General features: G+C 63.1%; 16 protein-coding genes and 3 pseudogenes. 6 read left to right on the top strand and 13 right to left on the bottom strand.

The features are described from left to right. Nucleotides 1–10: 10 nt before the first annotated feature. The 6 genes and pseudogenes from hfq to ACPDZI_RS04275 all read right to left on the bottom strand — a co-directional run bounded on the left by hfq (nucleotide 11) and on the right by ACPDZI_RS04275 (nucleotide 7,004). Complete coding sequence (gene hfq, locus ACPDZI_RS04300) at nucleotides 11–274, bottom strand: RNA chaperone Hfq (protein WP_011704864.1); 264 nt, start codon at nucleotides 272–274, stop codon at nucleotides 11–13. A 70-nt stretch (nucleotides 275–344) separates the two neighbouring features. Beyond that, nucleotides 345–1,262 (bottom strand): tRNA (adenosine(37)-N6)-dimethylallyltransferase MiaA, encoded by a 918-nt coding sequence (gene miaA, locus ACPDZI_RS04295; RefSeq protein WP_207137098.1) that lies wholly within the window; start codon nucleotides 1,260–1,262, stop codon nucleotides 345–347. 93 nt (nucleotides 1,263–1,355) lie between these two features. Further along, complete coding sequence (gene mutL, locus ACPDZI_RS04290; protein ID WP_438834076.1) at nucleotides 1,356–3,224, bottom strand: DNA mismatch repair endonuclease MutL; 1,869 nt, start codon at nucleotides 3,222–3,224, stop codon at nucleotides 1,356–1,358. Nucleotides 3,225–3,454: 230 nt separating this feature from the next. After that, nucleotides 3,455–5,019: pseudogene (locus ACPDZI_RS04285) on the bottom strand (N-acetylmuramoyl-L-alanine amidase). Continuing rightward, a complete protein-coding gene (tsaE, locus tag ACPDZI_RS04280; protein WP_011704860.1) occupies nucleotides 5,010–5,483 on the bottom strand; it encodes a tRNA (adenosine(37)-N6)-threonylcarbamoyltransferase complex ATPase subunit type 1 TsaE in 474 nt (157 codons plus the stop codon). Before tsaE ends, ACPDZI_RS04285 begins: the two are co-directional and overlap by 10 nt. Before the next feature lie 8 nt (nucleotides 5,484–5,491). After that, a pseudogene (locus ACPDZI_RS04275) lies at nucleotides 5,492–7,004 on the bottom strand (NAD(P)H-hydrate dehydratase). 174 nt (nucleotides 7,005–7,178) lie between these two features. Between ACPDZI_RS04275 and queG the strand changes: the two are divergent. Both queG and ppgK read left to right on the top strand, forming a co-directional pair. Next, the gene (gene queG / locus ACPDZI_RS04270) at nucleotides 7,179–8,306 is read left to right on the top strand and encodes a tRNA epoxyqueuosine(34) reductase QueG (protein WP_203092573.1); all 1,128 of its coding nucleotides are present in this window, start codon (nucleotides 7,179–7,181) and stop codon (nucleotides 8,304–8,306) included. 83 nt (nucleotides 8,307–8,389) lie between these two features. Further along, complete coding sequence (gene ppgK, locus ACPDZI_RS04265) at nucleotides 8,390–9,148, top strand: polyphosphate--glucose phosphotransferase (protein WP_438834075.1); 759 nt, start codon at nucleotides 8,390–8,392, stop codon at nucleotides 9,146–9,148. Between the two features lie 112 nt (nucleotides 9,149–9,260). On the opposite strand, the gene ACPDZI_RS04260 is transcribed toward ppgK, so the two are convergent. Next, on the bottom strand, nucleotides 9,261–9,716 hold the full coding sequence (locus ACPDZI_RS04260; protein ID WP_043162427.1) for a hypothetical protein: 456 nt from the start codon (nucleotides 9,714–9,716) through the stop codon (nucleotides 9,261–9,263). A 472-nt stretch (nucleotides 9,717–10,188) separates the two neighbouring features. Here ACPDZI_RS04260 and metN point away from each other — a divergent pair, with 472 nt between their 5' ends. The 4 genes from metN (at nucleotide 10,189) to rfaH (ending at nucleotide 13,288) form a co-directional block, all read left to right on the top strand. Further along, nucleotides 10,189–11,232, top strand: coding sequence for a methionine ABC transporter ATP-binding protein MetN (metN, locus tag ACPDZI_RS04255; RefSeq protein ID WP_011704855.1), 1,044 nt, complete (start codon nucleotides 10,189–10,191; stop codon nucleotides 11,230–11,232). Next, nucleotides 11,213–11,866: a methionine ABC transporter permease gene (locus ACPDZI_RS04250; protein ID WP_011704854.1), complete on the top strand. Its 654-nt coding sequence runs from the start codon at nucleotides 11,213–11,215 to the stop codon at nucleotides 11,864–11,866. Before metN ends, ACPDZI_RS04250 begins: the two co-directional genes overlap by 20 nt. 25 nt (nucleotides 11,867–11,891) lie before the next feature. Further along, complete coding sequence (gene metQ / locus ACPDZI_RS04245; RefSeq protein WP_011704853.1) at nucleotides 11,892–12,692, top strand: methionine ABC transporter substrate-binding lipoprotein MetQ; 801 nt, start codon at nucleotides 11,892–11,894, stop codon at nucleotides 12,690–12,692. A 95-nt stretch (nucleotides 12,693–12,787) separates the two neighbouring features. Continuing rightward, nucleotides 12,788–13,288, top strand: a complete 501-nt coding sequence (gene rfaH / locus ACPDZI_RS04240) for a transcription/translation regulatory transformer protein RfaH (RefSeq protein ID WP_168966415.1) — start codon at nucleotides 12,788–12,790, stop codon at nucleotides 13,286–13,288. A 301-nt stretch (nucleotides 13,289–13,589) separates the two neighbouring features. On the opposite strand, the gene ACPDZI_RS04235 is transcribed toward rfaH, so the two are convergent. The 6 genes and pseudogenes from ACPDZI_RS04235 to arcB form a co-directional block, all read right to left on the bottom strand. Further along, nucleotides 13,590–15,566, bottom strand: a complete 1,977-nt coding sequence (locus ACPDZI_RS04235) for a HAMP domain-containing methyl-accepting chemotaxis protein (protein WP_438834074.1) — start codon at nucleotides 15,564–15,566, stop codon at nucleotides 13,590–13,592. A 38-nt stretch (nucleotides 15,567–15,604) separates the two neighbouring features. Continuing rightward, nucleotides 15,605–16,816, bottom strand: a complete 1,212-nt coding sequence (locus ACPDZI_RS04230) for an EAL domain-containing response regulator (RefSeq protein ID WP_438834073.1) — start codon at nucleotides 16,814–16,816, stop codon at nucleotides 15,605–15,607. Then, nucleotides 16,797–21,074, bottom strand: coding sequence for an ATP-binding protein (locus ACPDZI_RS04225; protein ID WP_438834072.1), 4,278 nt, complete (start codon nucleotides 21,072–21,074; stop codon nucleotides 16,797–16,799). Before ACPDZI_RS04225 ends, ACPDZI_RS04230 begins: the two co-directional genes overlap by 20 nt. A gap of 148 nt (nucleotides 21,075–21,222) precedes the next feature. Next, on the bottom strand, nucleotides 21,223–21,426 hold the full coding sequence (locus tag ACPDZI_RS04220) for a hypothetical protein (RefSeq protein ID WP_076362473.1): 204 nt from the start codon (nucleotides 21,424–21,426) through the stop codon (nucleotides 21,223–21,225). Nucleotides 21,427–21,748: 322 nt separating this feature from the next. Beyond that, on the bottom strand, nucleotides 21,749–23,104 hold the full coding sequence (gene dgt / locus ACPDZI_RS04215) for a dGTPase (RefSeq protein ID WP_438834071.1): 1,356 nt from the start codon (nucleotides 23,102–23,104) through the stop codon (nucleotides 21,749–21,751). A 27-nt stretch (nucleotides 23,105–23,131) separates the two neighbouring features. Next, nucleotides 23,132–25,443, bottom strand: a pseudogene (gene arcB / locus ACPDZI_RS04210) (aerobic respiration two-component sensor histidine kinase ArcB). Nucleotides 25,444–25,489: the final 46 nt, after the last annotated feature.

Raw genomic sequence — 25,489 nt, 5'->3', positions numbered from 1 at the left:
TCCCGGGATATCACGCCTCGGCTTCACCCTGCTCTTCGCCAGCCGCGCCCGGCGCATGCTGGTGGTGGTTGACGGCACGGGCCGGCACCACGGTAGAGATGGCGTGCTTGTAGACCATCTGGCTCACGGTGTTCTTCAGCAAAATGACAAACTGGTCAAACGATTCGATCTGACCCTGCAGTTTGATGCCGTTCACCAAATAGATAGAAACAGGAATCCGCTCACGGCGCAGCGCATTCAAAAACGGGTCTTGGAGAGATTGCCCCTTAGCCATCTTCTTTTCCTTATAGTTTGTTGTTTTTAAACACCGGATATCAATATAACAACCTGATTATACAGGAGTGTCAAGCCACTCCGGCACGGGCGACGACCCTTGCCAGATTGCCAGACTCACCAGATTCCAACCAGGTCACATCAGACCAACCGCGCAACCAGGTCATTTGACGCTTGGCCAACTGGCGGGTGGCAACAATTCCGCGATAGCGCATCTCATCATACTCCACTTCCCCCGCCAGGTAGTCCCACATTTGGCGGTATCCCACGCAGCGGATGGAGGGAAGATCCGGGGTGAGATCGCCCCGTTGGTAGAGTGCCCTGACTTCCTGTTCAAAGCCCCCCTGCAGCATCTTGTCAAAGCGCAGCTCGATGCGCTGGTGCAGCACGGCGCGATCGCTTGGTGCGATGGCAAACTGCAACACCCGATAGGGCAACCCCTCCCCCTGCACCTGGGTCAGCTCGGTGAGGGTCTTGCCGCTGATACGGTAGACCTCGAGCGCCCGGCTGAGCCGCTGTGGATCATTGGGATGGATGCGGGCACCGGCCACCGGGTCGATGCGCACCAGTTCATCGTGCAGTGCCTGCCAGCCAAGACGGGCCGCCTCTTCCTCGATGCCGGCCCGAATGACGGGGTCGGCGGAAGGCAGCGGAGAGAGCCCCTCCAGCAGCGCCTTGAAATAGAGCATGGTGCCGCCCACCAGCAGCGGAATGCGGCCGCGATCGGCAATCTCTTTCATCTCCCGCAGCGCATCCTTGCAAAAGTCGGCCGCCGAATAGCTCATGGCGGGGTCCAGGATGTCGATCAGCCGGTGCGGGGCTCGTGCCAGTTCATCGGCTGTCGGCTTGGCCGTGCCGATATCCATGCCGCGATAGATGAGCGCAGAATCCACGCTGATGATGTCGCAGGGCAGCGCCTGACACAGTTCGATGGCGAGATCCGTCTTGCCGGAGGCCGTCGGCCCCATCAGAAAAATTGCAGTCGGCAAGTCAGCCACGTGAAAAACTCCCCTTGCATGGTCGCCGCCCGTGCGGCGCACCTGCAAAAAACTGGTTTATGGGTTCAAGAGGGGCATTCCCCCTCAATGGCCATCGGCGAACTCGGCCAGCACGCTCGCCAGCGCCAGCGGGCGCACCATGCGAACGTCTGCCAGTTGGTCACTGAAATCGGCAACAAGTTCCGTCAGCAGGCGGTTGGCCGTGGCAAAATCGTATACTTTTTCGCGACTTATCCCCTGCTCCACCAGCCATTGGCATAGTACTTCAGCCTGCTGGCCGGCATCACTGTCAGATCCGCTCTCGATCAGTTGCAGCAATTCGGGTAATAAGCGCACCAGATCGGTCTGGCGCAGCAACGCTGGCACCCGAGTCAGGATCATGGTGTCGCGCCCGCCGCTTTTCAACTCCAGCCCCATCCGTTTGAGCAAACGATCCTGCTGCTCGACCAGCGCGACCAGGTTTTTCGGCAGCTTGAAGGAGACCGGCAGCAGCAATGGCTGGGCCGCCAGCCCCTGGCCCCAGGTTTCCAACAGCCAGTGGCGCAGCAGCAGGCGCTCGGCCCGCACCAGCGACAGCAGGGCCAGCCGGTTGTCTCGCTCCAGCAGCAGATAGGCCTGTTCCACCAGGGTCAATGCCCGCCACGTCCCCGCTTTGGCGGGCACGGCAGCGGCAACAGGCACGGTTTCAGCCTCTGCCAGCGGCGTGCCCTGCACCGCCGGCAGGGTGGTGAGCAGCGATCCCATGGCGCGCATCGCCTCCCGGCTGGGGGGCTCGGGCGGCTGGTAGTTGCTGGCTCGCCCGGCACTGCCCCCTTCCCGCACTTCCCGGGCCGGCGCCCGGTAGTTGTGCTCGGCACCATACCACTCGGCTCTGGGGGCCTGACCCGGATACTCGATGGGGGCACTGACCGGCAGCTCGACCAGGGTCTCGGCCAGGGGCTCATCGCTGGCCGCCTCTTGCTGGCGCAGGGCAGTAAACAGCGCCTGGAAGATGAAGTCGTGAATGAGGCGTGCCTGATGAAAGCGCACCTCGTGCTTGGCCGGATGGACGTTGACGTCCACCTGACGGGGATCCAGCTCGATATAGAGCACGTAAGCCGCGAACCGGTCGGCCGGTAGCAGCTCGTCATAGGCCTGACGAATGGCATGATTGATGAGCTTGTCGCGCATCATGCGGCCATTGACATAGGTGTATTGCAGATCGTTCTGCGGCCTGGCGCCCTCCGGGGTCGCCAGCCAGCCCCACAGCCGCACGTCGCTGTGCTCGCTCTCCACCGCCAGCGCGTGGTGCATGAAGGGAGAGCCGCACACCGCAGCAAGTCGGCGCTCCTGCTCCGCCACCGTGTTGGCGGCCTTGTACTGGCGCACCACCTTGCCGTTGTGGCGCAGGATCAGGGTGACATCGAAGCGGGAGAGCGCGATGCGGCGCACCAGCTCGTCGATGTGGGCGAATTCGGTCTTTTCGCTGCGCATGAACTTGCGCCGCGCCGGGGTGTTGAAGAAGAGATCCACCACCTCCACCGTGGTGCCCACCGGGTGAGCTGCCGGCTTGACGGTGACGCTCATCTCGCGCCCCTCGGCCTGCGCCTGCCAAGCTTCGGACTGCTCCACCGTGCGGGAGGTGAAGGTGAGCCGGGAGACCGAGCTGATGGAGGCGAGCGCCTCACCGCGAAAGCCTAGGCTGTTGATCCCTTCCAGATCGTCGAGGGTCGCCACCTTGGAGGTGGCGTGGCGCGACAGTGCCAGCACCAGCTCATCCTTGGCGACACCACCGCCGTTGTCGCGAATACGAATGAGCTTGGCACCGCCCTTGTCGATGTCGATCTCGACCCGATCGGCGCCCGCATCCAGGCTGTTTTCCACCAGCTCCTTGACCACGGAGGAGGGCCGCTCCACCACCTCACCGGCAGCAATCTGGTTGGCCAGAATCGGCGGCAATATACGGATTGGCATCGCTTACTCCTGCTGGTTGAACGGGATGGCTGTGGCAACCGCCCCGACTGGGAGCCACACCGCCGTATCACAGCCCGCGCTCGTCTGGCTGGCCAGAACATGGGACAAAGAACGGATCGGCATCGCTTACTCCTGATGGCTGAAGGCGCGAGTAATTGGCGGGGGTCGATGACGGCTCGCCGGGCTCGCCCCTGCCACTGGCAGGGGCGAGCCCGGCGCCTCATCCAGCGCTATTTTTGCGGAATATAGAGCACCTGCCCTATCTGGATGTCCCGCGACTTGAGCTTGTTGATCTCCACCAGCCGCGCCTGGCTGACCCCGTATTTCTCGGCGAGCCGGGAGAGACTCTGCCCTCGGGTGACCACATGACGGAGCATGTTGGCCTTGTCGTTGCTCTGCACGCTGGCGACCGGGGCACTCGGCTCCTTGGCCGCCACCACGTAGGGCTTGATCACGCCGGCGCCGGACGAGGATCCGCCGACGCTGCTGACCGGCGCCCCGCCATCGCTGCTGCGGTTCGGCTCGGTGGCCGGCATCCGGTTGGTCACCACCTGCTGCACCGGTTGCGCCGCCGGCTTGCTGACGGCGACCGGCTTGCTGGCGGGGGCGGGTCGGCTGACCGCCGCCTGCTTGTTGCTGCCCTGCCCCTTGCCGGTGAGCATGGCTCCCTTGGTCGGATGGGCCCGGTAATAGTTGCGGATCCCCTCGAAGATGGCGCGGGCCAACTGATCCTGATAGCTGGCGGTGGCCAGCAACTGCTCTTCGGCGTGGTTGGAGATAAAGCCCGTCTCCACCAGCACGGAGGGGATATCGGGCGCCTTCAGCACCGCCAGGCTGGCGTGCTCCGGTGCCTTCTTGTGCAACCGAGCAACCCGACCCAGCGAACGCAGGATCTGGCGGCTGACGTCATAACCCTCGGCACGGGACTTGTCCATGGAGAGGTCGAGGAAGGTCTGCGCCAGATAGGGGTTCGGGTCCGATTCGGCCAACACCTTGCCGACCCCCCCAGCAGCTCGCCCTGCTTCTCCTGTTTCTCCAGCCAGCTGCCCATCTCGCGGTTGGCGCGGTTGGTCGACAGCACCCAGACGGAGGCGCCGCGCGGGGTCGAGTTGTGGAAGCTGTCGGCGTGCACCGACACCAGCAGATCGGCCTTGGCCTTGCGGGCAATCTCGGAGCGCTTGTTCAGATCGACGAAATAGTCGCCGCGCCGGGTCAGCACGGCACGCATGCCGGGCTCGCGGTCGATGAGGGCGGCCAGCTTCTGGGAGACCGCCAGGGTCACCCGCTTTTCGTAGGTACGACGCGGGCCGATGGAACCCGGGTCTTCGCCGCCGTGGCCCGGGTCGATGGCGATCACCACCCCCTTGCCCTTGCCACCCACCGGCGTGGCTTGCACCGCGGCGGAGGCCTTCTCTTCGTACGGCAGGTCGATCACCAGGCGGTGACCGTAGGGCCCCGCCGGCGCCAGCGGGAACACCACCGGCTTGATGGTGGAGCTAAGATCAAGCACCAGCCGCAGACCGCCCTTCTCCAGCGGCGAGCTCTCACGGATCTTGCGCACCAGCTCGCTCTTGTTCTCGATGCGGGCCAGATTGGTGACGTTGCTCGCCCCTTTCAGGTCGATCACCAGCCGGTCGGGGCCGGTCAGGGTGAAATAGTTATAATTGGGGGCGCTGCTCATGTCGAGCACCACCCGGGTGTTGTCCGGCGACGGCCACACCCGCACGCTCTTGAGCTGATTCGCCCAGGAGGGTAAGGCCAGCAGGGAGAGGGCAATAACAAGGATCAAGCGCACGTAGATGACAACCGTTCCAGAATGGCTTCGCCAATAGCAGTGCGAGCCTCTATCAGGACCTCGCGCTGCTCGTTTGCATAACTCAGGGTAATGTCGAGATCGGGGGCGGGCAGCCAGCCTTCCCCTTTCTCCGGCCACTCCACCAGACAGAGGGTATTGGCGCCGAAGTAGTCACGGATCCCCATGAACTCCAGCTCCTCCGGGTCGGCCAATCGATAGAGATCGAAGTGGTAGAGCTGCCAGTCGGCCAGTTCATAGGGCTCGACCAGGGTATAGGTCGGGCTCTTGACCTTGCCCTCATGCCCCAGCCCCTGTACCCAGCCCCGGGTCAGGGTGGTTTTGCCGGCCCCGAGAGAGCCGTGCAAGAACACCGTGGTTGCCTGCTGGCAGGCGTGGGCCAGTCGGCCACCCAGTGCCACTGTTGCTGCCTCGTCCGGCAGTGTCATCATCAACTGTTTTGCCATGTTCTTCTTTAGCTTGTTATGGTGTCGGGATTTACCAGTCGACGGATAAAGGGCAGCAGGTCTGATGCCAGCATGCCCCGCTCTCCGTCTGCAGCGGCCAGATCGGCCGCTTCCCCGTGGATCACGGCGCCCAGTCGGGTTGCCTCGGCGGCAGACCAGCCCTGGGCCAAAAGGGCGGCGATTATACCAGATAACAGGTCGCCCATGCCGCCACTGGCCATGCCGGGATTGCCCTCGTCGCAAAGCGCCATCCCCTTGCCATCGTGGATCAGCGTCCCCGCCCCCTTGAGCAGCACCACACCGCCGAAACGCTGCTGCAGACGCTGCACCGCGGCAAAACGATCCGCGGCAATCTCGGCAATGGTGCAGCCCAGCAGGCGGGCTGCCTCGCCCGGATGGGGCGTGAGCACCCAATTATCCTGATGACGGGGACATTGCGCCAGCCAATTCAATCCATCGGCATCCAATACCAGTGGCACCTGCTCGTTAACAAAAGACTCAAAATGGCGCCGACCCCACTCATCCTGACCCAGGCCGGGTCCCACCACCCGCACCGAGGCCCAGCTTTCCTCATCCCCGCCCTGACTGCCCATCAATTCGGCCTGGTAGAGGCTGGCGGGCAGCTGGTCAGGATGCTGGCACACCCGCACCAGACCGGCACCGGCCCGCAGGCAGGCGCGAGCGGCCAGCACGATGGCCCCCTGCATCCCCGCATTGCCCCCCACCAGCAGCACCTTGCCGTGGGAGCCCTTGTGGGACGAGCGCTGACGTGGCGTCAGCCGAGTGTGCCGGGAGGGATAATCAATGCGCTCGGCGGGCCGCCAACCACCCGGGCGGGACGCTGACGCCGAGGGGGTCGCAGTCGAGGTGACCGACACAGTCCACTCCGTCGGCGGTGAGCATCCCCTGCTTGATGCCGATGAAGGTGAGGGTGCGGCTGGCGTGCACCACAGCCCCCATGGCGCAGCCGGTGTCAGCATTGAGGCCGGAGGGGAGATCCACCGATAGTACGGGCACCTGCAAGCCATTGATTGTTGCGACGATCTTTGTCATAAGCGGTGACAGCCGGGTATGGACACCGGTGCCGAGCAGTGCGTCAACCACCAGGTCCGGCGCCGGCAGCCGGTCGAGCTCGCCCGCCTCGGCCGCCACCACAGTGCCCCCCGTCGCCAGCCACTCGTCGGCAGCCCGCCTGGCATCCCCCGTCAGCTCGGCGGGATCCCTCAGCGCTATCACCTGGGGCTCCAGCCCCAACTGCCTCGCAAGGCGGGCCAATACATAGCCGTCGCCACCGTTGTTGCCGGGGCCGGTGAAGATCCACCAACATCGGCTGTGCGGCCAGTGGTGGGTGGCGTAGGTGCGCAGTGCCGCCCCGGCACGCTCCATCAGGGTGTAGAGTGGCAGCCCTTCACGCTCGGCCCACTCCCGCTCCAGGGCACGGATCTGTTCAGCCCGCCACAGTGATTGTGGTAAACTGCGCACCTCTTTCCCGCTGATAGCATCCCCGATGATCTGTACCATGACGGCTCCTGACTCTCATCCATTCATCCGGTCCAGCTGGCACCGGGCACATGATGCAGTATGACGGCAACCGCCATGCCCGTCGGTCAACCTTGGCAACAAGACCCCAGAGATGCGAGACAGCATGACAGTACACCTCCATCCCGGTCAGCACCCGGGCAGGCAGACGGCCCCATGACCACCACCGAACTCCATCAACTGGCCCAAGATATCAAGCTCTGGGCGAGCGAGCTAGGATTCGACCAGGCCGGTATCACCGACACGGATCTCGCCCTCGAGGAGCCCAGGCTGCAGGCCTGGCTCGATGCGGGCCATCACGGCAGCATGGATTACATGGCGCGCCACGGCATGATGCGGGCCCGCCCCCACGAGCTGCTGCCGGGCACCTTGCGGGTGCTGTCGGTGCGGATGAACTATCTGCCGTTCGAGGCGGGCTTTGCCGCCACCCTGCGCGACCCCACCCTCGGCTACATCAGCCGCTATGCCCTCGGCCGCGACTACCACAAGCTGCTGCGCAACCGGCTCAAGCAGCTGGGGGAGCGCATCGAGCAGCGCTGCGAGGCGCTGGGCTGGCGCCCCTTCGTCGACTCCGCCCCTATTCTGGAGCGGCCGCTGGCGGCCAAGGCTGGCCTCGGCTGGGTAGGCAAACACTCGCTGCTGCTCAACGAGTCGGCGGGCTCCTTCTTCTTTCTGGGGGAGCTGCTGCTCAGCCTGCCGCTACCGCTGGATGCACCGGTGGAGAAAGAGCAGTGCGGCAAGTGCGTGGCCTGCATCAACATCTGCCCCACCGGCGCCATCATAGCCCCCTACGTGGTGGACGGCCGTCGCTGCATCTCCTATCTCACCATCGAGAACGACGGCCCCATCCCCGAAGAGTTCCGGCCGCTGATGGGCAACCGCATCTATGGCTGTGACGACTGCCAGCTCATCTGCCCCTGGAACCGCTATGCCAACGCCAGCCCGGAGCCTGACTTCAGCCCGCGCCCCAATCTGCATCGCCCGCCGCTGTTGACCTTGTGGGGCTGGAGCGAGAGCGAGTTTCTCAAGCACACCGAAGGCAGCCCCATCCGCCGCATCGGCTATCAGCGCTGGCGCCGCAACCTGGCGGTGGCCCTTGGCAACGGCCCGGCCAGCCCGCAGGTCATGACGGCCCTGCAGCAGGCGCTGGCAGTAGCCGACCCCATGGTGGCGGAACACATCGAATGGGCGCTGGCCACCCTGGCCAAACGCCAGCAGGATGACAACAAAAAGACGCGCTTGCTGATCCGCTGCATCGAAAAAGGTCTGCCGGATCACGCATAGACGATCTGCCCCTTGCCGGATCGAAGCCATTTTTTCATGCTCTGCCGACGGTCGATCGTCGGCACTATAAAAGGAACAAGCGGATGCAGATGTTGGGAGTGGATATCGGTGGCTCGGGGATCAAGGGATGCCTGGTCGACACCGCAACGGGCGAGCTGATTGGCGAACGTCACCGGCTGGTGACGCCGCAGCCGGCTACCCCGGCCGCCGTGGCTCATACCCTCAAGGCGCTGGTGGAACACTTCGACTGGAAGGGCCCGGTGGGCTGCGGCTTTCCCGCCACCATCCACAACGGCATCGCCAAGAGCGCGGCCAACATCGACAAGAGCTGGATTGAGACCGACGTCGCCCACCTGTTCGCCGACGTGACCGGCCAACCCTGCCACGTGCTCAACGACGCCGATGCGGCCGGTCTGGCCGAGATGCGCTTCGGGACCGGCAAGGATCGCAGCAAGGGGGTGATCATCCTCATCACGGTCGGCACCGGCATCGGCACCGCCGTGTTCGTCAACGGTCAACTGCTGCCCAACACCGAGCTGGGTCATCTGATGCTGGAAGGGATGGTGGCCGAGCACTACTGCTCGGACGCGGTGCGCAAACGCGAGGATCTCTCCTGGGGCCGCTGGGGCAAGCGCTTCAACAAGTACCTGGCCCGCCTCGAGTTTCTGTTCTCCCCCGACCTCTTCATCCTGGGCGGCGGCAGCGCCGCCAAGCTCGACAAGTTCATCGACAAGATTGAGACCCGGGCCCCGCTGGTGGCGGCCGCCAACCTCAATCAGGCCGGCATCATAGGCGCCGCCCTGCACGCTGCCGAGCTCACCGCCGCCCGCCAGCCGGCATGACGCCGTCGTGAACAAACAGCAGAGGCCCGGCATTGCCGGGCCTCTGCTGTTTTCAGCGCCCATTTTTCACCGTACTTGTCGCCCGGGGACATGTCACCCGGCCAGCTATTTCCTATAAGTCGTCGAGCCGATGGGCGCCGTGTACCAAGCGGGTCAGGCGGGTCTGCTCCTGCTCGGCCAGGCCGCCGAGCAGCCGCACAGTCTCTTCGGTCGGACACTCCCGGGCCAGATGGCTGAGCTCGCCGATGAGCTTCTCCTCCTGACGGCACACCAGCTGCACTATATCCTGGGTCTGGGCCGTGGCGGGCAGGCTCAGGCGCCGGATCCCGGGCAGCAGATCCTCGCTGAAGCCTCGCTCCAGCCAGGTCTCCTTCACCCCTTCGCCAAGTTCACTCAGGTAGTCATCCAGCTGGCTCTTTACTGCCTCCTCGCGCTGCTGCAGATAGGCCAGCAGCAGCCGGCTGCGCTCGCCATCCACTTGTGCCATGAGACGCCCGTAGCAGAGCCCAAGCTGGTGATGCACCTGCTCCAGATAGAGCAGCAAGTCTTTGATTTGTTGAAATCGCATCAGGTTGCCCTCCTGTATACCGTGCCCTTTAAGTATAAAAAAACAGGCAATTGCAATCCAAGCCAAAGCACAGCCCTTGTTGTGCTGCATCAAGCCAGTGGCCAAGAAATCAGCGATCGATACAAAGTGGAATGATTTGTGCCGACCCGGGGGCGATAAAAGGATGAGCAGGTGAATCCGGCTGGCGACTAATAAAGGAGGTTGTAAGTAGATATTTACCATGTGATATTCGGCAATTATGCCATACCACCAAATACAATATTGATGTGAGCGAGTTCATCGTCGGCGTTAGTCGGCAGGCGGGAATCCTTAGCACTTTTTTAGACGTCTAGATGTATAAACACGCGTTGACACGGCCATCCAGACATCTTAGCATCATCCTCCATGATGGCAGAGTAACCCAGTGAAACCTCTGCCCAATTCACCCGCCTGTAGCGCCCTGTGCTTTAAGGCTGTTAGCACGGAAGAATCCATGATTAAGTTGATCGGTCTCAACAAAGTCTACGGTAAAGGCAGTGATGCCGTGCACGCCCTGCGTGACGTGAGCCTGCATGTGCCACAAGGCAAAATTTTCGGGGTGATCGGCGCCTCCGGTGCCGGCAAGAGCACCCTCATCCGCTGCGTCAACCTGCTGGAGCGCCCGACGGAAGGTCAAGTCATTGTCGACGGCCAGGATCTGGTCGCCCTGAGCGAACGGGATCTGACCCAGGCTCGTCGCCAGATCGGGATGATTTTCCAGCACTTCAACCTGCTCGCCTCCCGTACCGTCTCTGCCAACATCGCCTTCCCGCTGGAGCTGGCGGGCTGGAGCAAAGAGAGGATCCAGCAACGGGTCGAAGAGCTGCTGGCACTGGTCGGGCTGGAAGCCCGTGCCCACGCCTATCCGTCCGAGCTCTCCGGTGGCCAGAAACAGCGGGTCGCCATCGCCCGGGCGCTGGCGCCGGCCCCCAAGGTACTGCTGTGCGACGAGGCCACCTCGGCCCTCGACCCGCAGACCACCCGCTCGATCCTGACCCTGCTCAAGGAGATCAACGTCAAGCTGGGGCTCACCATCCTGCTCATCACCCACGAGATGGACGTGGTGAAGGGGATCTGTGACGAAGTGGCCATCATCAGCGACGGCCGGCTGATCGAACAGGGTGAAGTGGCCTGGTTCTTCAGCAATGCCAAGACCCAGCTGGCGCGGGATTTCATCCACTCCACCATCCACCTGGAAGTGCCCCAGGAGTATCAGGATCGGATGAGCGCGGAGCGGGTCCCCGGCAGCTATCCGCTGGTGAAACTCGGCTTTACCGGCAGCACGGTCGACACGCCCCTGATTTCCGAGGCGAGCCGCCGTTTCAACATCGACATCAGCATCCTGAGCGCCGACATCGAATACGCCGGGGGCGTCAAATTCGGCTTCCTGCTGGCAGAGCTGTTCGGGGATGAAGCCCAGTGCGAGGCAACCCAGCAGTTCCTCATCGACAACCATATTCAGCTGGAGGTAATGGGTTATGTCCGAAGCCATGATTAATCTGCTGTTCACGGCCCTGGGCGACACCCTCATCATGGTGTTTGCCTCCGCCCTGTTCGGCTGCCTGCTCGGCCTGCCGCTCGGTGTGGCACTGCACGTGACCAAGGCTGGCCAGATCCTGGCCAACCCGCTGCTCAACCGTACCCTGGGCATGGTGGTCAACGTGGGTCGCTCGGTGCCCTTCATCATCCTGTTGGTCGCCATCATCCCGCTGACCCGGCTGATCGTCGGCACCAGCATCGGCACCATTGCCGCCATCGTGCCGCTGACTGTCGGTTGCATTCCCTTCATCGCTCGCCTGGTGGAAGGGGCCCTGATGGAGGTGCCGGACGGATTGCTGGAAGCGGCCAAGGCCATGGGTGCCAAGCCCCTGCAAATTATCACCAAGGTGCTACTGCCCGAGGCCCTGCCCGGCATCCTCAACAGCGTCACCATCACCCTCGTCACGCTGGTGAACTACTCCGCCATGGCCGGTGCCATCGGGGGCGGTGGTCTGGGCGATGTGGGTATTCGTTACGGCTATCAGCGCTTCGACCCGACCGTCATGCTGGTAACCGTGGTTATTCTGGTCGTACTGGTTCAACTCATCCAGAGCGCGGGTGAGCGCCTGGTCAACAAATGTGATCATCGTTAATCGTCGATTTCTGACAGGAGGTTTTATGAAATTTGGCATCAAATCCGTTGCGGCAGCCCTGCTGGCCACTCTGGTACTGGCCGGTTGCGGTCAAAAGGAAGAGAACAAGACCCTGAAAGTAGGCGCTATTGCCGGCCCCGAGACCGAGCTGGTTGAAGTGGCCGCCAAAGTGGCCAAGGAGAAATACGGACTGACCGTCGAGGTGGTCAACTTCTCCGACTACGTCACCCCGAACGTGGCACTGAACGATGGCAGCATCGACGTCAACGCCTTCCAGCACAAGCCCTATCTGGATGCCCAGATCCGTGATCGCGGCTTCAAGCTGGTGCCGGTCGGCAACACCTTCGTCTACCCGATCGCCGGTTACTCCAAGAAGATCAAGGCGCTGAGCGAGCTGAAAGATGGCGCCCAGATCGCGGTGCCGAACGATCCGACCAACCTGGGCCGCTCCCTGATCCTGCTGGAGAAGCAAGGTCTGCTGAAGCTCAAAGAGGGCGCCGGTCTGGAAGCGACCGTACTGGACATCGCCAGTAACCCGCGCAACTTCAAGATCGTCGAGCTGGAAGCTGCCCAGCTGCCGCGCTCGCTGGAAGACGTGGACTTGGCCATCATCAACAACACCTTCGCCGGTCAGATTGGCCTGACCCCGACCGAGAACGGTCTGTTTGTTGAGGATAAAGAATCCCCCTACGTCAACCTGATCGTTGCCCGCGACAACAACAAGGATGACGAGAAGGTCAAACAGTTCGTACAGGCTTTCCAGACCGACGACGTCTACAAGAAAGGGCTGGAACTGTTCAAGGGCGGCCTGGTGAAAGGTTGGTAATCACTCACTCGGCAAAAAAGGCCACGCAATGCGTGGCCTTTTTTTTGCTGCCGTTATCATATCGGCGAGCACGGCAACACGAACATACTCAGCACATGAAAAAATGGTATCTGGCCTACTGCAAGCCAAAAGAAGAGGCCCGCGCCCGCGCCCATCTCGAAGCACAGGGGATCGAGTCCTACTACCCCATGGTGGAAATTGAAAAACTGCGGCGGGGCAAGCGTGTCCCGGTGCGGGAGCCCATGTTCCCCAACTATCTGTTCATCTACGTGGATCTGGAAGAGGTCACCCCGGTCACCCTGAAGTCGACCCGCGGAATCAGCCGGATCATCCACTTCGGTCGGGAGTGGACCTCCATCAGCAGCCAGCTGGTCTATCAGCTGATGAGCCGGGACGACAGCGACGAGGCCCGCGCCAGCTACGCCAGCCTGCCGACCCAGGGCGACAAGGTGCTGATAGAATCCGGTCCGCTGGCCGGCTTCGAAGCCATCTATCTGGAGCCGGATGGCGAGAAACGGGCGATCCTGCTGGTGAGCCTGCTCAATCAGGAGACCAGCAGCAGCTTCGACAACCAATCCTTCCGTCGGCTGGACTGACGGGCGAGAAATATCTGATTCCTGCTGGTGAGCCTGCTCAACCAGGAGACCAGCAGCAGCTTCGATAACCAGTCCTTCCGTCGGCTGGACTGACGGGCGAGAAACGCCTGATTCCTGCTGGTAAACCTGCTCAACCAGGAGACCAGCAGCGCCGACAACCAGTCCTTCCGTCGGCTGAACTGTCCCGGCAACCAACACCGAACTCCCGCTGACTGGCCAGAACAACCACCTCTTGCGCCAGTCAGGCTAAAAAACGGGGCAGGCCCAGTGGCCTGCCCCGTTTTCATACCCCTTGTCCACCTCAGGCATCCAGCTCGAAGCGGCTGATCACCGCCGTCAAGCGACCGGTATCCTGCGCCAGCCTGGCCACTATCTCCTCCCCCTGCTGGCTACGCTGGCTCGACTGCCGGCTGAGGCCGGCGATCTCCTCCACCGTTCCCGCCACCTCCTGGGCCACCCGTGACTGCTGCTCGGTCGCGGTGGCGATGGCCCCCAGCTGGCCCGACAGATCCTGCACCAGCTGCAGCATGGCATTCAGGGTATCGGTCACCGAGTCGACGGCGCCACGCCCCTCTTCCACCAAGCGGGTGCCGCTGCCGACCGTGTTGACGGTCTGGCGGGTCTGCTGCTGGATGCTGGCGATAGTCTGGCTGATCTCCTCGGTGGACTGGCTGGTGCGGCTCGCCAGCAGCCGCACCTCGTCGGCCACCACGGCAAACCCGCGACCCTGCTCGCCGGCCCGCGCCGCCTCGATGGCGGCATTGAGCGCCAACAGATTGGTCTGCTCGGCGATGGTGGCGATCACCTCGGTGACGCGTCCCACCTGCTCGCTCTGGCTGCTGAGCAGACCCATCGCCTTGTTCGCCTCGGCAATCATGGCGGCGATCTGCTGCATGGTGGCGGTCATGCGGGCCAGCTCGTGGCCGCCCTGGCGAGTCTGCTGTTCGGCCTGCTGAGCGGCCCGCGCCGCTTCGGCGATATTGCCCGCCACATCCCGGGTACTGACCGACATCTGTTCGATGGCCGCCGCCACCGTATCGACCCGCTGATTCTGACTCGCCAGATCGGTGACGATGGCGCGGGTGGTGCTGCCCACCTCGCCACAGGCACCGTCCACCTGCCCCACAGCCCCCTGGATCTCCCCCACCAGCTGGCGCAGTTGGCCGGACATCTGGTTGATGGAGCCCGTCAGCCCACCCAGCTCATCCTGGCTCTGCACCGGCAGTGGGCGGGCGGGCAGCCGGCCGTTGGCAACCAGATCGGCCCGTAGCACCAGGCTGGCGATGTCCCGGGTCAGCCGGCGACTGAACAACAGCGCCACCAGGGTACCCAGCACGATCACGGTCAGGGTGGCCAGCAGCAGGGTACGATTGATGGCCTGACCGGCGCTGGTCATCTTCTGGCCCATGCTTTCCACCTCGGCGCGGGTCTGGGTCACCTGGCCGGCCAGCTGGGTCGCCAGCTGACCGAGAGCCGGCTCAATCTCGGTCGCCATCAGATGGTTGGCCTGATCCCAGTCGGGCGCCTGCCGCTTGCTGATCACCTGCCCCACCAGCTCGGCGAAGGGGGCCGACATCTCCTCGAACAGCAACCAGATCCCCTTCTGCGCCTCGGTAAAGTTGGCCTCCTGCTGCTTCAGCTCGGCCACCCGCTGCTGGTGGAACTGGTAATAATCCTGGTATTTGGTGCGATAGTCCGGATCCCCGGAGATGAGAAAGTCGCGCAGGGCGGAGAGCGCATTGGAGAGGCCGTTGTAGGCATCCCCCACCTGCTTGAGCAGCAGGCGGCGATCGCCGGGCAGCTGATCCTGCGGGGTAGCCACCTCTTCGTTGGCAAAGGACTGCAGCTGATCGAGGGCCGACTCCGCCAGCGGCCCCGCCTCCTGCAGCATCAGGGTATGGGCGGGCAGGTTCTCGCCGGTATGGGCGATGTCCCACACCTTCTGCTGGCTGGTCTTGAAGGCCTTGAGCGAGCGGGTCAGCTCGGCGGTGAACTGCTGATGCTCGATCACCTGCCAGGCCTCCTCCCACTCCTGTTTGAGGCGGGCGGCCTGCGCCGGATCCTTGCCCAGGATGAGATAGGCCCGCAGGGAGGAGATGGTCGCCACCAGCGCCTTCTGGCTGGCCTCATCCCGTTGCAGAGCGGGTAGAGCCTGCTCCAGCAGGGCGCTGCCGGCTTGTCCGATGCGGCCGAGCTGGTGGTAGACGAGGCTGGAAGAGAGGATCACCAGCAGATTGATAAAACAGAAGCTGAGCAGCAACTTGCTTGAAATTTTCATGAACATCCTTGTTTCGTTGCGGGCATCCTGCCCGACATTCACGCTCCGAGCAGCGCCGGTAGCCGTTCACGCCAGGAGTCATGCCATCCCATCAACTCCTCACGCGGCATGGGCCGGGCCGAGAAAAAGCCCTGGCACACGTCGCACCCCAGCCGCGCCAGCAGCCGCCAGGTGAGTTCATCCTCCACCCCTTCGGCGACGGACTTGAGCCCCAGTTTGCGAGCCAGCTCGATACTTGACTCTATTATGGCCAAGCGGGAGGGGTCCTCAAAGCAGCGATCGACGAAAGAGCGATCCAGCTTGAGCTCGGTAAAGGGCAACAGGGCCAGCTGCTGCATGGAGGAGTAGCCGGTACCGAAGTCGTCGATGGAGAGGCCGAAACCGTGCATGCGCAGGCGGGTCAGCACCTCCAGCGACTTGCCCAGATCCTTCACGAACGAGCTCTCGGTCACCTCCAGGGTGATGAGCTCGGGGTTGATGCTCCAGCGCTGGCACTGGTTGATCAAGGTATTGCACAGATCCCCCTCGATGAGGGAGGTAGTGGAGAGGTTCATCGACAGGTTGAGGGAGAGCCCGGTCTGCTCCCACAGGTGGCCATCGCGCAGCGACTTGCTGATGATCACCTCGGTCAGCTGATCGATAAGGCCGTTATGCTCCGCCAGCGGAATGAAGCGGGCCGGCGAGATGAGGCCGTACTCCGGGTGCTGCCAGCGCGCCAGCGCCTCCATGCCGACCCACTGACCGGAGCCGAAGCTCACCTTGGGCTGATACCAGGGCAGCAGCTGATCCTGCTCCAGCGCCAGGCTCAACTCATCCAGAGTCAGGCGGTGGCCGTCCTCCTCCTGGGTTCGCTCCTGCTGTGGGCGCCAGGCGCCGATGAGCTGGCTGATCTGCTGCTGGCTGGAGGGCTTCTCGATGCGTCCCAGCACCTGCAGACCATAGGCAGCACTCATGCGCAGCACAGCCTCGACCACGTCATCTTCCAGCGCGCTGGAGAGGATGATGCCGCCGCGAAAACCACCCAGCGAGAGGCGACGCAACAGCGCCATGCCATCCATGCCCGGCATGCGCAGATCGCAAAACAGGATGTCGACCTGATGACGCTGACACATGGCCAGCGCCTCCACCCCGTCCTGCGCCTCCAGCAGGGAGCCGTAACCGAGTCCGCGGATCTGGTGCATCAACGCCTTGCGCTGGAACGCGTGGTCTTCCACCACCATGATCACCAACTCATGCTGTGTCTTGTTCATCGAGCCATAATCCAATTTCGCATGTAATTGAGTTCATCAGCGCCAGTACCGTCTGACTCAACTCGGTAAGTTCGTCCAGCTGCTTGAGGCGGGCCGCCGTTTCGAGCCGGGCCGCCTCCTCCGCCAGAGCCTGCTGCCCCACCATGCGGGCAGCCCCCTTGATGCGGTGCGCCGTCTCCACCAGGGCATAGGTGTCCTGCCTGGCCAGTGCCTGCATCATGTCATCACCATCCTGGCGATTGGAATCCAGATACTCCCGCGCCATGCTGCGCGCCACCGCCTCATCGCCAAACAACGAGATCCAGCACTCCCCCTGCTCGCTGGCTGGCGCAGGAGCTGGGATTGGCTCCTCTGTCTGGCTACTCACCGGCAACCAGCGCATCAACATCTGATGCAGCGTTTCCAGGGTATAGGGTTTGAACAGCATGTCGTTCATGCCGGCTTCCTGCATCTGCAGGCTGGCCTCTTCGGAAGTATCGGCCGTCACCCCGATGACGGGAGCCGACACCCCCTGTGCCCGCAGAGCCCGGGTCAGGCTGTAGCCATCCATCACCGGCATGTGGCAGTCGGTCAGCAACAGGGCGAATGCCTGCCCCTGCCAGGTGCGCAGGGCCTTGTCACCATCGTCCACCACCTCGGCATCCACCCCGAGGATCGCCAGCTGGCGAGCCAGCAGCGCACGGTTGATGGGGTGATCGTCGGCCACCAGCACCCGTCCCTGCAATTTGGGGGCATTGGCTTCGACCGGGCTGGTCGCCGCCTCTCCCAGCAACTGGTGACAGGTCTCCAGCAGCAAGTCAGGATAGAGCGGCGACTGCCCCAGCCGCCACCAGGCCCCCGACCCCATGCGGCCGCGCAAGGCCTCCTGCGGGGAAAGCACTATGCCCTTGAGGGCCGAGCGCTGCAAATGTGTCAACCACTCGCTGCCCAGGGCCTGCTCGAGCCAGCTCTCCTCTGCTAATAACAAACCACTCACCGGCTGCTGCCACTGCTGTGGATCCAGACGATGCAGCCTGGCCCCCAGCCGCTGCATTGCGCTCTGCAGGGCCGCATCCTCGCCAAACAGCCACCAATCGTGGCCTGCCAGCGGCGGGGCATCCCACTGACACTCCGCCAACGGGAAGTCGAAGGTGAGCCGGGTACCATGCCCCGGCTTGCTCTCGAGCACCAGCGAGCCCCCCATTTTCTGGGCCAGCTGGTGACAGATGGCAAGGCCGAGCCCGGTACCACCGAAGCGTCGGGTTATGTCGGATTCCACCTGCTCGAACGGGGTAAACAGGCGATCCTGCTTCTCCTCGGCAATGCCGATGCCGGTGTCGCTGACCGCGATGGCGAGCCGCTCCTTCTCAAAGCTGACCTGGATACGGATCTCGCCCCGCTCGGTAAACTTGACCGCATTGTTGAGCAGGTTGGAAAGCACCTGCCCCACTCGCACCGCATCGATGCGGGCCTGATCCGGCACCTCCGGCGCCCAATCCAGCGTCACCTTGAGCCCCTTGCCGTGGGCCAGGGTGGCGTGACCGCGGATCACGTCGCAGATGACGGAGGCAAGGCGGCAATCCTGATAGTGCAACTGCAGCTGACCCGCCTCTATCTTGGAGAAATCGAGCACGTCGTTGACCAGATAGAGCAGGTTGTTGGTGGAGGTCACCACGTTTCGCAGCAAATAGCGCTGGTCGTCGTTCAGCTCGCTCATCTGCAGCAGCTCCAGCATGCCGTGCATGCCGGAGATGGGGGTCCTCAGCTCGTGGCTCATGGTGGCCAGGAAGCGGCTGCGCACCTGCATCGCCTGCTCGGCATAGGCGCGCGCCTCCCTCAGATCGTGTTCCTGGTGCTTGAGGGCCGTGATGTCCTGGATCACCCCGTTGAGGATCAGGTGCCCCTCCTCCTGCGGTACGAAACTGCCGCGCACCTGCAGATAGCGGGCCCCCTCTGGCCGCTCCACCCGCACTTCCAGATCGAGAGGGGCCAGGGTCTCGGCATGATTGGCCACCTTGCTGACGAAATCCTGCAGTGCCTCTTCGGTAAAGCCGAACACCTCGCCGCCCGACTCGGCCGACAATATCTCCTGCCGGCTGGCACCCAGGATCTCGCTCGCCCCCTGTGAGGCATAGAGGAAACGCCCCTTGCCGGGCCCGAGCCAGAGGTACTGATAGACGATGCCCGGCATGCTGTCGGTGATCTGGGTGAGCCGGGTCTCCGCCTTGCGGGCCCGCGCCTCGGCCTCCTTGATCCGGGTTACGTCGGTCAGCACCGTCAGTACCCCCAGCATGTCGCCCTTTGGCGAGCGATAGGGACGCTTGGTGTAGATGACGTGGAACATGGCACCATCCTGACGGCGGCTGTTGCCCGCCCCTTCCAGCTGATCGCCGCTCTGCCATACCCCCGACTCTTCGCGCAGCACCCGCTCCCGCTCTCTGGCCGGCAGGCGGTCCAGATCGTCACCATCGTCCTGGGCCAGATCACCGATAAAGGCATCCCGATACGCCTGGTTGCAGAGGGTGATGCGCTGCTCGCGATCCCGCAGCACCACCATGTTGGGCAGGGAGTTGAGCAGGGTCTGTACGAAGGTCAGCTGCTCGCTTAACTTGTGCTCGGCCAGCTGGCGCTGCACTATCTGGCGGCGCAGGGTCCGGTTCCAACCCATGAACAGCAACACGCAGAGCAGGAAGGCACCGAGCCCGAAGGAGGCCCAGAGCACGACGGTGGCAGGACTGATGCCGGTCTGGATGGTCAGGGCCAGCCACTTGTGCTCCAGCTTGGTCATCTCTTCCGGCCGGATGTAGAGCAGCACCTTGGTCAGGATCTGCTGCAGCATGGGATCCTGCTGGTGCACAGCCATGGCGACCGGCACCCGTAGCTCGTTGCCGGAGAACACCACCTGATAACGGTTGTTGAACCCCTTTTGCAACGCCCGCTCGAGGGTGGTCATGCTCATCAGCACGTAGTCGACCTGATGCCCATCCAGCAGCGGCAGCAACTGGGTATCGCTGCTCACCGTCAGTGGATGAGCTCCAACCTCGCTGAGCACCAGCTCCTCCACCGAGCCACCGACGATCCCCACCCGCCGCCCCTTGAGATCGTTGAGGTTGTCCAGCTCCTCGCTCCCCTGTCTGGCGGCGATCACCCGATGGATGAAGGCGTAGTCAGGAGTAAACAAGGAGTATTGACGCCGCTCGGCGGTTGGTGTGATCGCCGGGATAAAGTCCAGCTTGCGCGCCTGGAACAGCGCCTGGGTCTCGGTCCAGCTGCTGGTAGGCACCAGGGTAAACTTCAGGCCAGAGCGCAAGCTCACCAACTTGAGCATGTCGGCGATGAACCCCTTGAGTTGACCATTGCCGTCGATCTCGCTCACCGCCGGCCAGTCCGGCGCCACCCCGAAACGCAAGGTCGGATGCTGTGCCAGCCAGTCGAGCTCGCTCTGGTTGAACACGATCTGACGGGGGCCGTTGGCCAGTTCGTAATCAACGATTCCGCCGGTTTCCAGAATGCGGCGCCGCTCATCGAGAGGTATGTCGTTGAGGGACAGCTCAAGCAGGCCGAGCAGCCCCTGGTTGCTGGGCCCCACCGCCATGGCCAGCGAGGTGTCCGTCACCCACTCCGGGGTGATCACCTTGAGCCCGGCCTGCTGCTGCAGGCGTTGCAGACGAACCAGAGCAGGCAGATCGGAGAGATAGGCATCCGCCAGCCCCTTCTTTACCATGAAAACCGCTTCGTCACTGCTGTCGGCCTCAGCCAGCTGCTCCATACCCAACAGCTTCAACTCTTCGCAGGAGCTGAAGCCATGCTCGCACACCCAGCGCAGTTTGCGGGCGTTCGGCAGATCCAGGCTGCCGTTGTCACGGGCCAGCAGGATGCCGCGCGGCAGAGTCATCAGATCCGAAGTAAAAAGCATTTTTTTCTGGCGCGAGTTGCTCGGCGTCACCCCGATCAGCATGTCCACCTCGCCATCGAGCAGGGCCTGCTGAGCCCCCGCATAGTAGGGATAGGTCTTGTAGCGGACGGCAAGCCCCAGCCGGCCGGCAATCAGGGTGGCAAAATCGTCGAGCGGGCCGCTGAAACCACCCCGGCTATTGGCGTAGATATAGGGCGGCCAGGCCACCGACGGCATGCCGACCACCAGGTCGCTGCGCGAGGCGAGCCACAACCGCTCCGCCAGCCCCAGCTGATCCTTGTCCAGGCGGGTTTCTGCCGCAGTGGCAAGGCTCCAGCCGGCAAGCCAGCACAGCAAGATGGCGCGATAGCAGAGACGCAACATGGGTGACTCCTGAACAGATCGGAGAGCGATCATAGGGATTTTGGCAAAATGTGCGAATAGAAATTCGTAGTAGAACTCGTCCGGATACGAAAAACGGCAGGCTCACGCCTGCCGTCTTCTAGCAAGAAGGGGGCCAGGCCCCACATCATCAGGTTATTCGGTTCCCGAGTCGGAAGCCGGTTTGATATTCCCGCTCACGGATGTGGGCGATCTGCACATTTTGCCCTTCCAGACCGATGTCCTTGAGCAGAGCAGGTGACAGATGCGGGTAGCTGACACGACGCTCCAGCCGGGTAATCCGTTTCTGGACCAGGGTTTCGACGGTGCGCAGCAGGGTCAGTTCGATAGACATAATATTCTCCAGTTGAACGTGCGGTTCCCCCGGAGAGAAGAGATCACCCTGCGGGACAACCGCGGGTGATGAAAAAGCAGGTGTTACCTGTTTCCTCCACGCGGCAGAAAAAGAGCACGAGTTTTCGCGCTGCTGATGCAGCGGTCGAACGCAACGTTTAGCATTGAATGTTGCATATCCGTCTCCTTACCGAGTGAAAGTTGAACAAGTTGCCACAGTCTAAAAAAAGACCGAATTTTATACAAGAACCTCACCCCCCATATGGGGAGGTGAGTCATCTATCAATACTCATCTGGCACAGGCAGCCCCATGCTGCTTCGGCTCAGATCCCGGACAACAGCCGGAACTCCTCCAGCGCATAGGTATCCGTCATACCGCTCACGTAGTCGAGCAGCAGCCGCACCCGGAAGTACCACTCCTGCTCGCTCTCCTTTTCGAAACGGGGATCCCGGCTCGCCACCGCCAGCCGGTATGCCTTGAGATGACGGGCTGACAGTCGATGAAACAGCCGGCGGGCGAAGAACAGCTCGCTGCCCCCCTGCCCGGTCAGCAGCCGCTCGAACTGCACGGCCGGCAGCGCCAGCAGGCAGGCATAGGTGGAGAGCACGCCGCGCAGGGCGGCATAACCCTCCAGCTCCAGCGCCTCCACCTCGGGACGCATGAATACCAGCTCGCGAGCCACCTGTTTGAGGGTATCGAGCACCCGCGCCGCCGGTGCCTGACCGTGCAGCAGGGCCTGGGGATAGGCGCCGCTCAAGATCTGCGGGTGTTCACTCACATAGGTGTAAGCGGCCAATTCCACCAGATCCCGGGTCAGCTGCTGGCGAAAGTGGGGGAAAAAGCCCCTGCCCGAAGCGGCAGCCTCCGCCAGCAAGCCAGCCATGTAGGCACCGTCATCGGCCAGCCGCAGCGCCTGTTGCAGCTCGCTCAGGCTGAGAATCCGCCGGTCCACCGCATCTTCGAGGTCGGCGATACAGTAGGAGATGTCGTCGGCCGCTTCCATGATGTAGACCAGCGGATGACGGCAGCCGGGCGCCAATCCCAGGCTCTGGCCGAGGGCGCGGTAGAGGGGTTGTTCGCTGAAGAAGATGCCGCGCTTGCTGGCCCAGCCGTGATGTTGACCGCCGTGCAGGGGTTGCTGCGGGTACTTGCACAGTGCCGCCAGCTGCCCCAGGGTCAGGTTCAGCTCGTGCAGGCTGTGTACCAGCCGCAGACTCTGGGCGTTGCCGTCAAACACCAGCAGATCCTGGCGAAGTGTTGCCCACTGCGGGCTGGGGGTGCAGCCAAGGGCCTCGGCAAACAACCCATCCAGCGCCTGCGCCAGCCACTGGCTCATCACCTGCTCGCCAAAGTGGCCAAATGGCGGGTTGCCGACGTCGTGCAACAGGCAGGACATCTCCACCAGATTGATGAAGGCCACCTCGCACACCGCCCCTGCCGGCAGGGCCGCCAGAATGCGGCGGCTGATCTGGCGGCCGGTCTCCTGCACCTCCAGCGAATGGGTGAGACGGCTGCGCACCGAGGCCTTCACGTCGAGCGGAAAGACCTGGGTCTTCTGCTGCAGCCGGCGCACCGGCGCCGCCTGCACGATGCGGGCGCGGTCCTGTTCGGTCGCTTCCAGCAGATCTTCGTCACCCCAGCGATGGATGCGCTCGGGAGTAATCAAACGGCTATACATGTGCGGCTCCTTGCCTGCGGCTCGCGTCTACGAGAGCAGCCAGCGCTTCAAGCGGGCGATGTCACCCGGGCATTCACGGCGCAGCGACTCTATCCAGTCTTCCACGTTCTCCCACCAGGCGGGATGATCCGGACTCTGGATCAACTGGGCCAGCTGCTGCAGCCGGCGCAGACCGATGGAGCCCGCCGCCCCTTTTATCTTGTGCGCCTCCTCCACCACGCCGGCCTGATCCCGGGCAATCATGTTGGAGTCAAGCACAGCCATGTAGTCGGGCATCATCTTCTCGAACAGCTCGACGCTGGAGATCAGCACCTGCTTGCCCACGGTATCGGCATAATCGGTGAGGAAGGGCAAATCCAGCAGTGCATCCTGACCGTCCGCATCCGCCTGTTCGTCCGCCTCATCCTCGGCCAGATCGGCAAACAGGTGGCCAATCACCTCCCGCACCGCCTTCGAACCGAGCGGCTTGTTGATCACATCCTGCATGCCGTGATCCCGGTAGTACTGGCGATCGCCGGTGGCGTTGGCGGTGAGTGCCACCATGGGCGGCAGGCTGTCGCCGTAGCGGGCGAGCAGTTGCTCCGCCACATCGAAGCCGGTCATGTCCGGCAGCTGGATATCCAGCAGGATCAGATCAAAATCGTCGGGATTGGCCATGGCCAGCGCCTGGGCGCCGTCCCGCGCCACCTTGACCTCATGACCCAGCTTGTTGAGCAGGGCGCAGGCCACGGTCACGTTGAGCTCGACGTCCTCCACCAGCAGGATATCGAGGCAGGGCATCTCGGGCTCGGCCGCGGGCGTCTGGGCGGCGACGCAGTCTACCTCCAGCTCGGCGGTGAAGCAGGCGCCCTCGCCCGGATCGCTGTCCACGTAGAGCTGGCCGCCCATCGCCTGCACCAGCTGGCGGGAGACCGCCAGCCCGATGCCGGTGCCGGTGGCGTGCTTCTTGCCCTGCACCTGATAGTACATGGCGAAGATCTTCTCCTGCTGGGCGCGGGGAATGCCGACCCCGGTGTCTTCCACCTCGAAGTGCAGGGCCAGCTTGCCCGGCGTGTCGGCCGGGTGGGTGAGGCAGCGCACCGTCACCCCCCCTCGTCGGTGAACTTGACCGCATTGCCCACCAGATTCCACAACACCTGGCGCAACCGGGTCCCGTCCGCCATCACGAACTGCGGCACGTCGCCATCCCGGTCGAAATGCAGATAGAGCCCCTTCTGCTCCGCCTGGATGCGCGACAGCGTCTCCAGCTCGTCGAGGAAGGCAGGCAAGTCGATGGGGGTCGGGGCGATTTCCAGCCGGCGCCGGTCCAGCTTGTCGAGATCGATGATGTCATTGAAGATGTTGCCGAGCGTCACCGCGCTCAGGTGAATGGTCTTGAGCTGCTGGTGCTGCTTGGGATCGAGCGGCGTATCCATCAGCATCCGGCTCAAGCCGACAATGCCGTTGAGCGGGGTGCGCAGCTCGTGGCTGATGGTGGAGATGAAGGTGGTCTTGTCGCGGCTCGCCTTCTCCAGCTTGTCCTGATACTGCTTGCGCTCGGTGATGTCGCGACCAAAACCGAGCAGGCCGAGCCGCTTGCCGAAACGATCGAAGAAGGGCACCTTGCGCAGCTCGAAGTAGGCCTTGCGACCGTCGGGGTACTCCAGCCACTGCTCATAGGTGAGCGGCTCGTTCTGGGCGAAGACCTGCTTGTCGGTCTCCACCACCTTACTGGCGATGTCATGCTTGTAGACATCGAACGGGGTCAAGCCGATGAGCTCCGCCTCCACCTTGCCGGTCAGCTCCTCCATGGCGCGATTGCAGCCGGAGAACTGCTCGTCTTCGTTGCGGTAGTAGACCAGATCGGGGGAGCAGTCGATGAAGGAGCGCAAGAGGGCGGTGCGCTCCCCCAGATGCAGCTGGGCCTTCTCGCGCTGGAATACCTCGTTCTCCAGATCCTCGATGGCCTGCTGGCGCAGGGTCTCGGCCCGGTTGGTCTCGGCGATCTGGGCGTTGAGGCGGCTGATGTTCTCCTGCAGTTGGCTGTTGAGCTCGAGATCCCGCTCGCGCATGTCCTGCAGTTTACGCACCATGCGGGTCAGCCGCTGGCGGGAGTCCTCCAGCTGATCCACCACGATGGAGAGAAAATAGACGGCCCAGGGGGTCACCAGCAGGCCGAAGAAGACCGAGCGCACCAGGTCGACGATGTCCACGGTGCCGCGCAGGAACAGGGTGACCCCCATCTGGATCGAAACGGCCAGCACTATGATGCCGGTGGCCAGGAACATGCTGAAGCGCACCAGTCCCAGCTTGGTCATCAGGTCGACGTAATATTGCGCCCAGGATTTGATTTGTTTCATCTTATTGTTTTCTCCCCGATATTCGCCGAACAGAATACCAGCACGG

Origin of the sequence: Aeromonas oralensis (assembly GCF_049665575.1) — a bacterium.
GTDB lineage: Bacteria > Pseudomonadota > Gammaproteobacteria > Enterobacterales > Aeromonadaceae > Aeromonas > Aeromonas hydrophila.
This window is presented reverse-complemented; position numbering and strand designations above follow the sequence as displayed.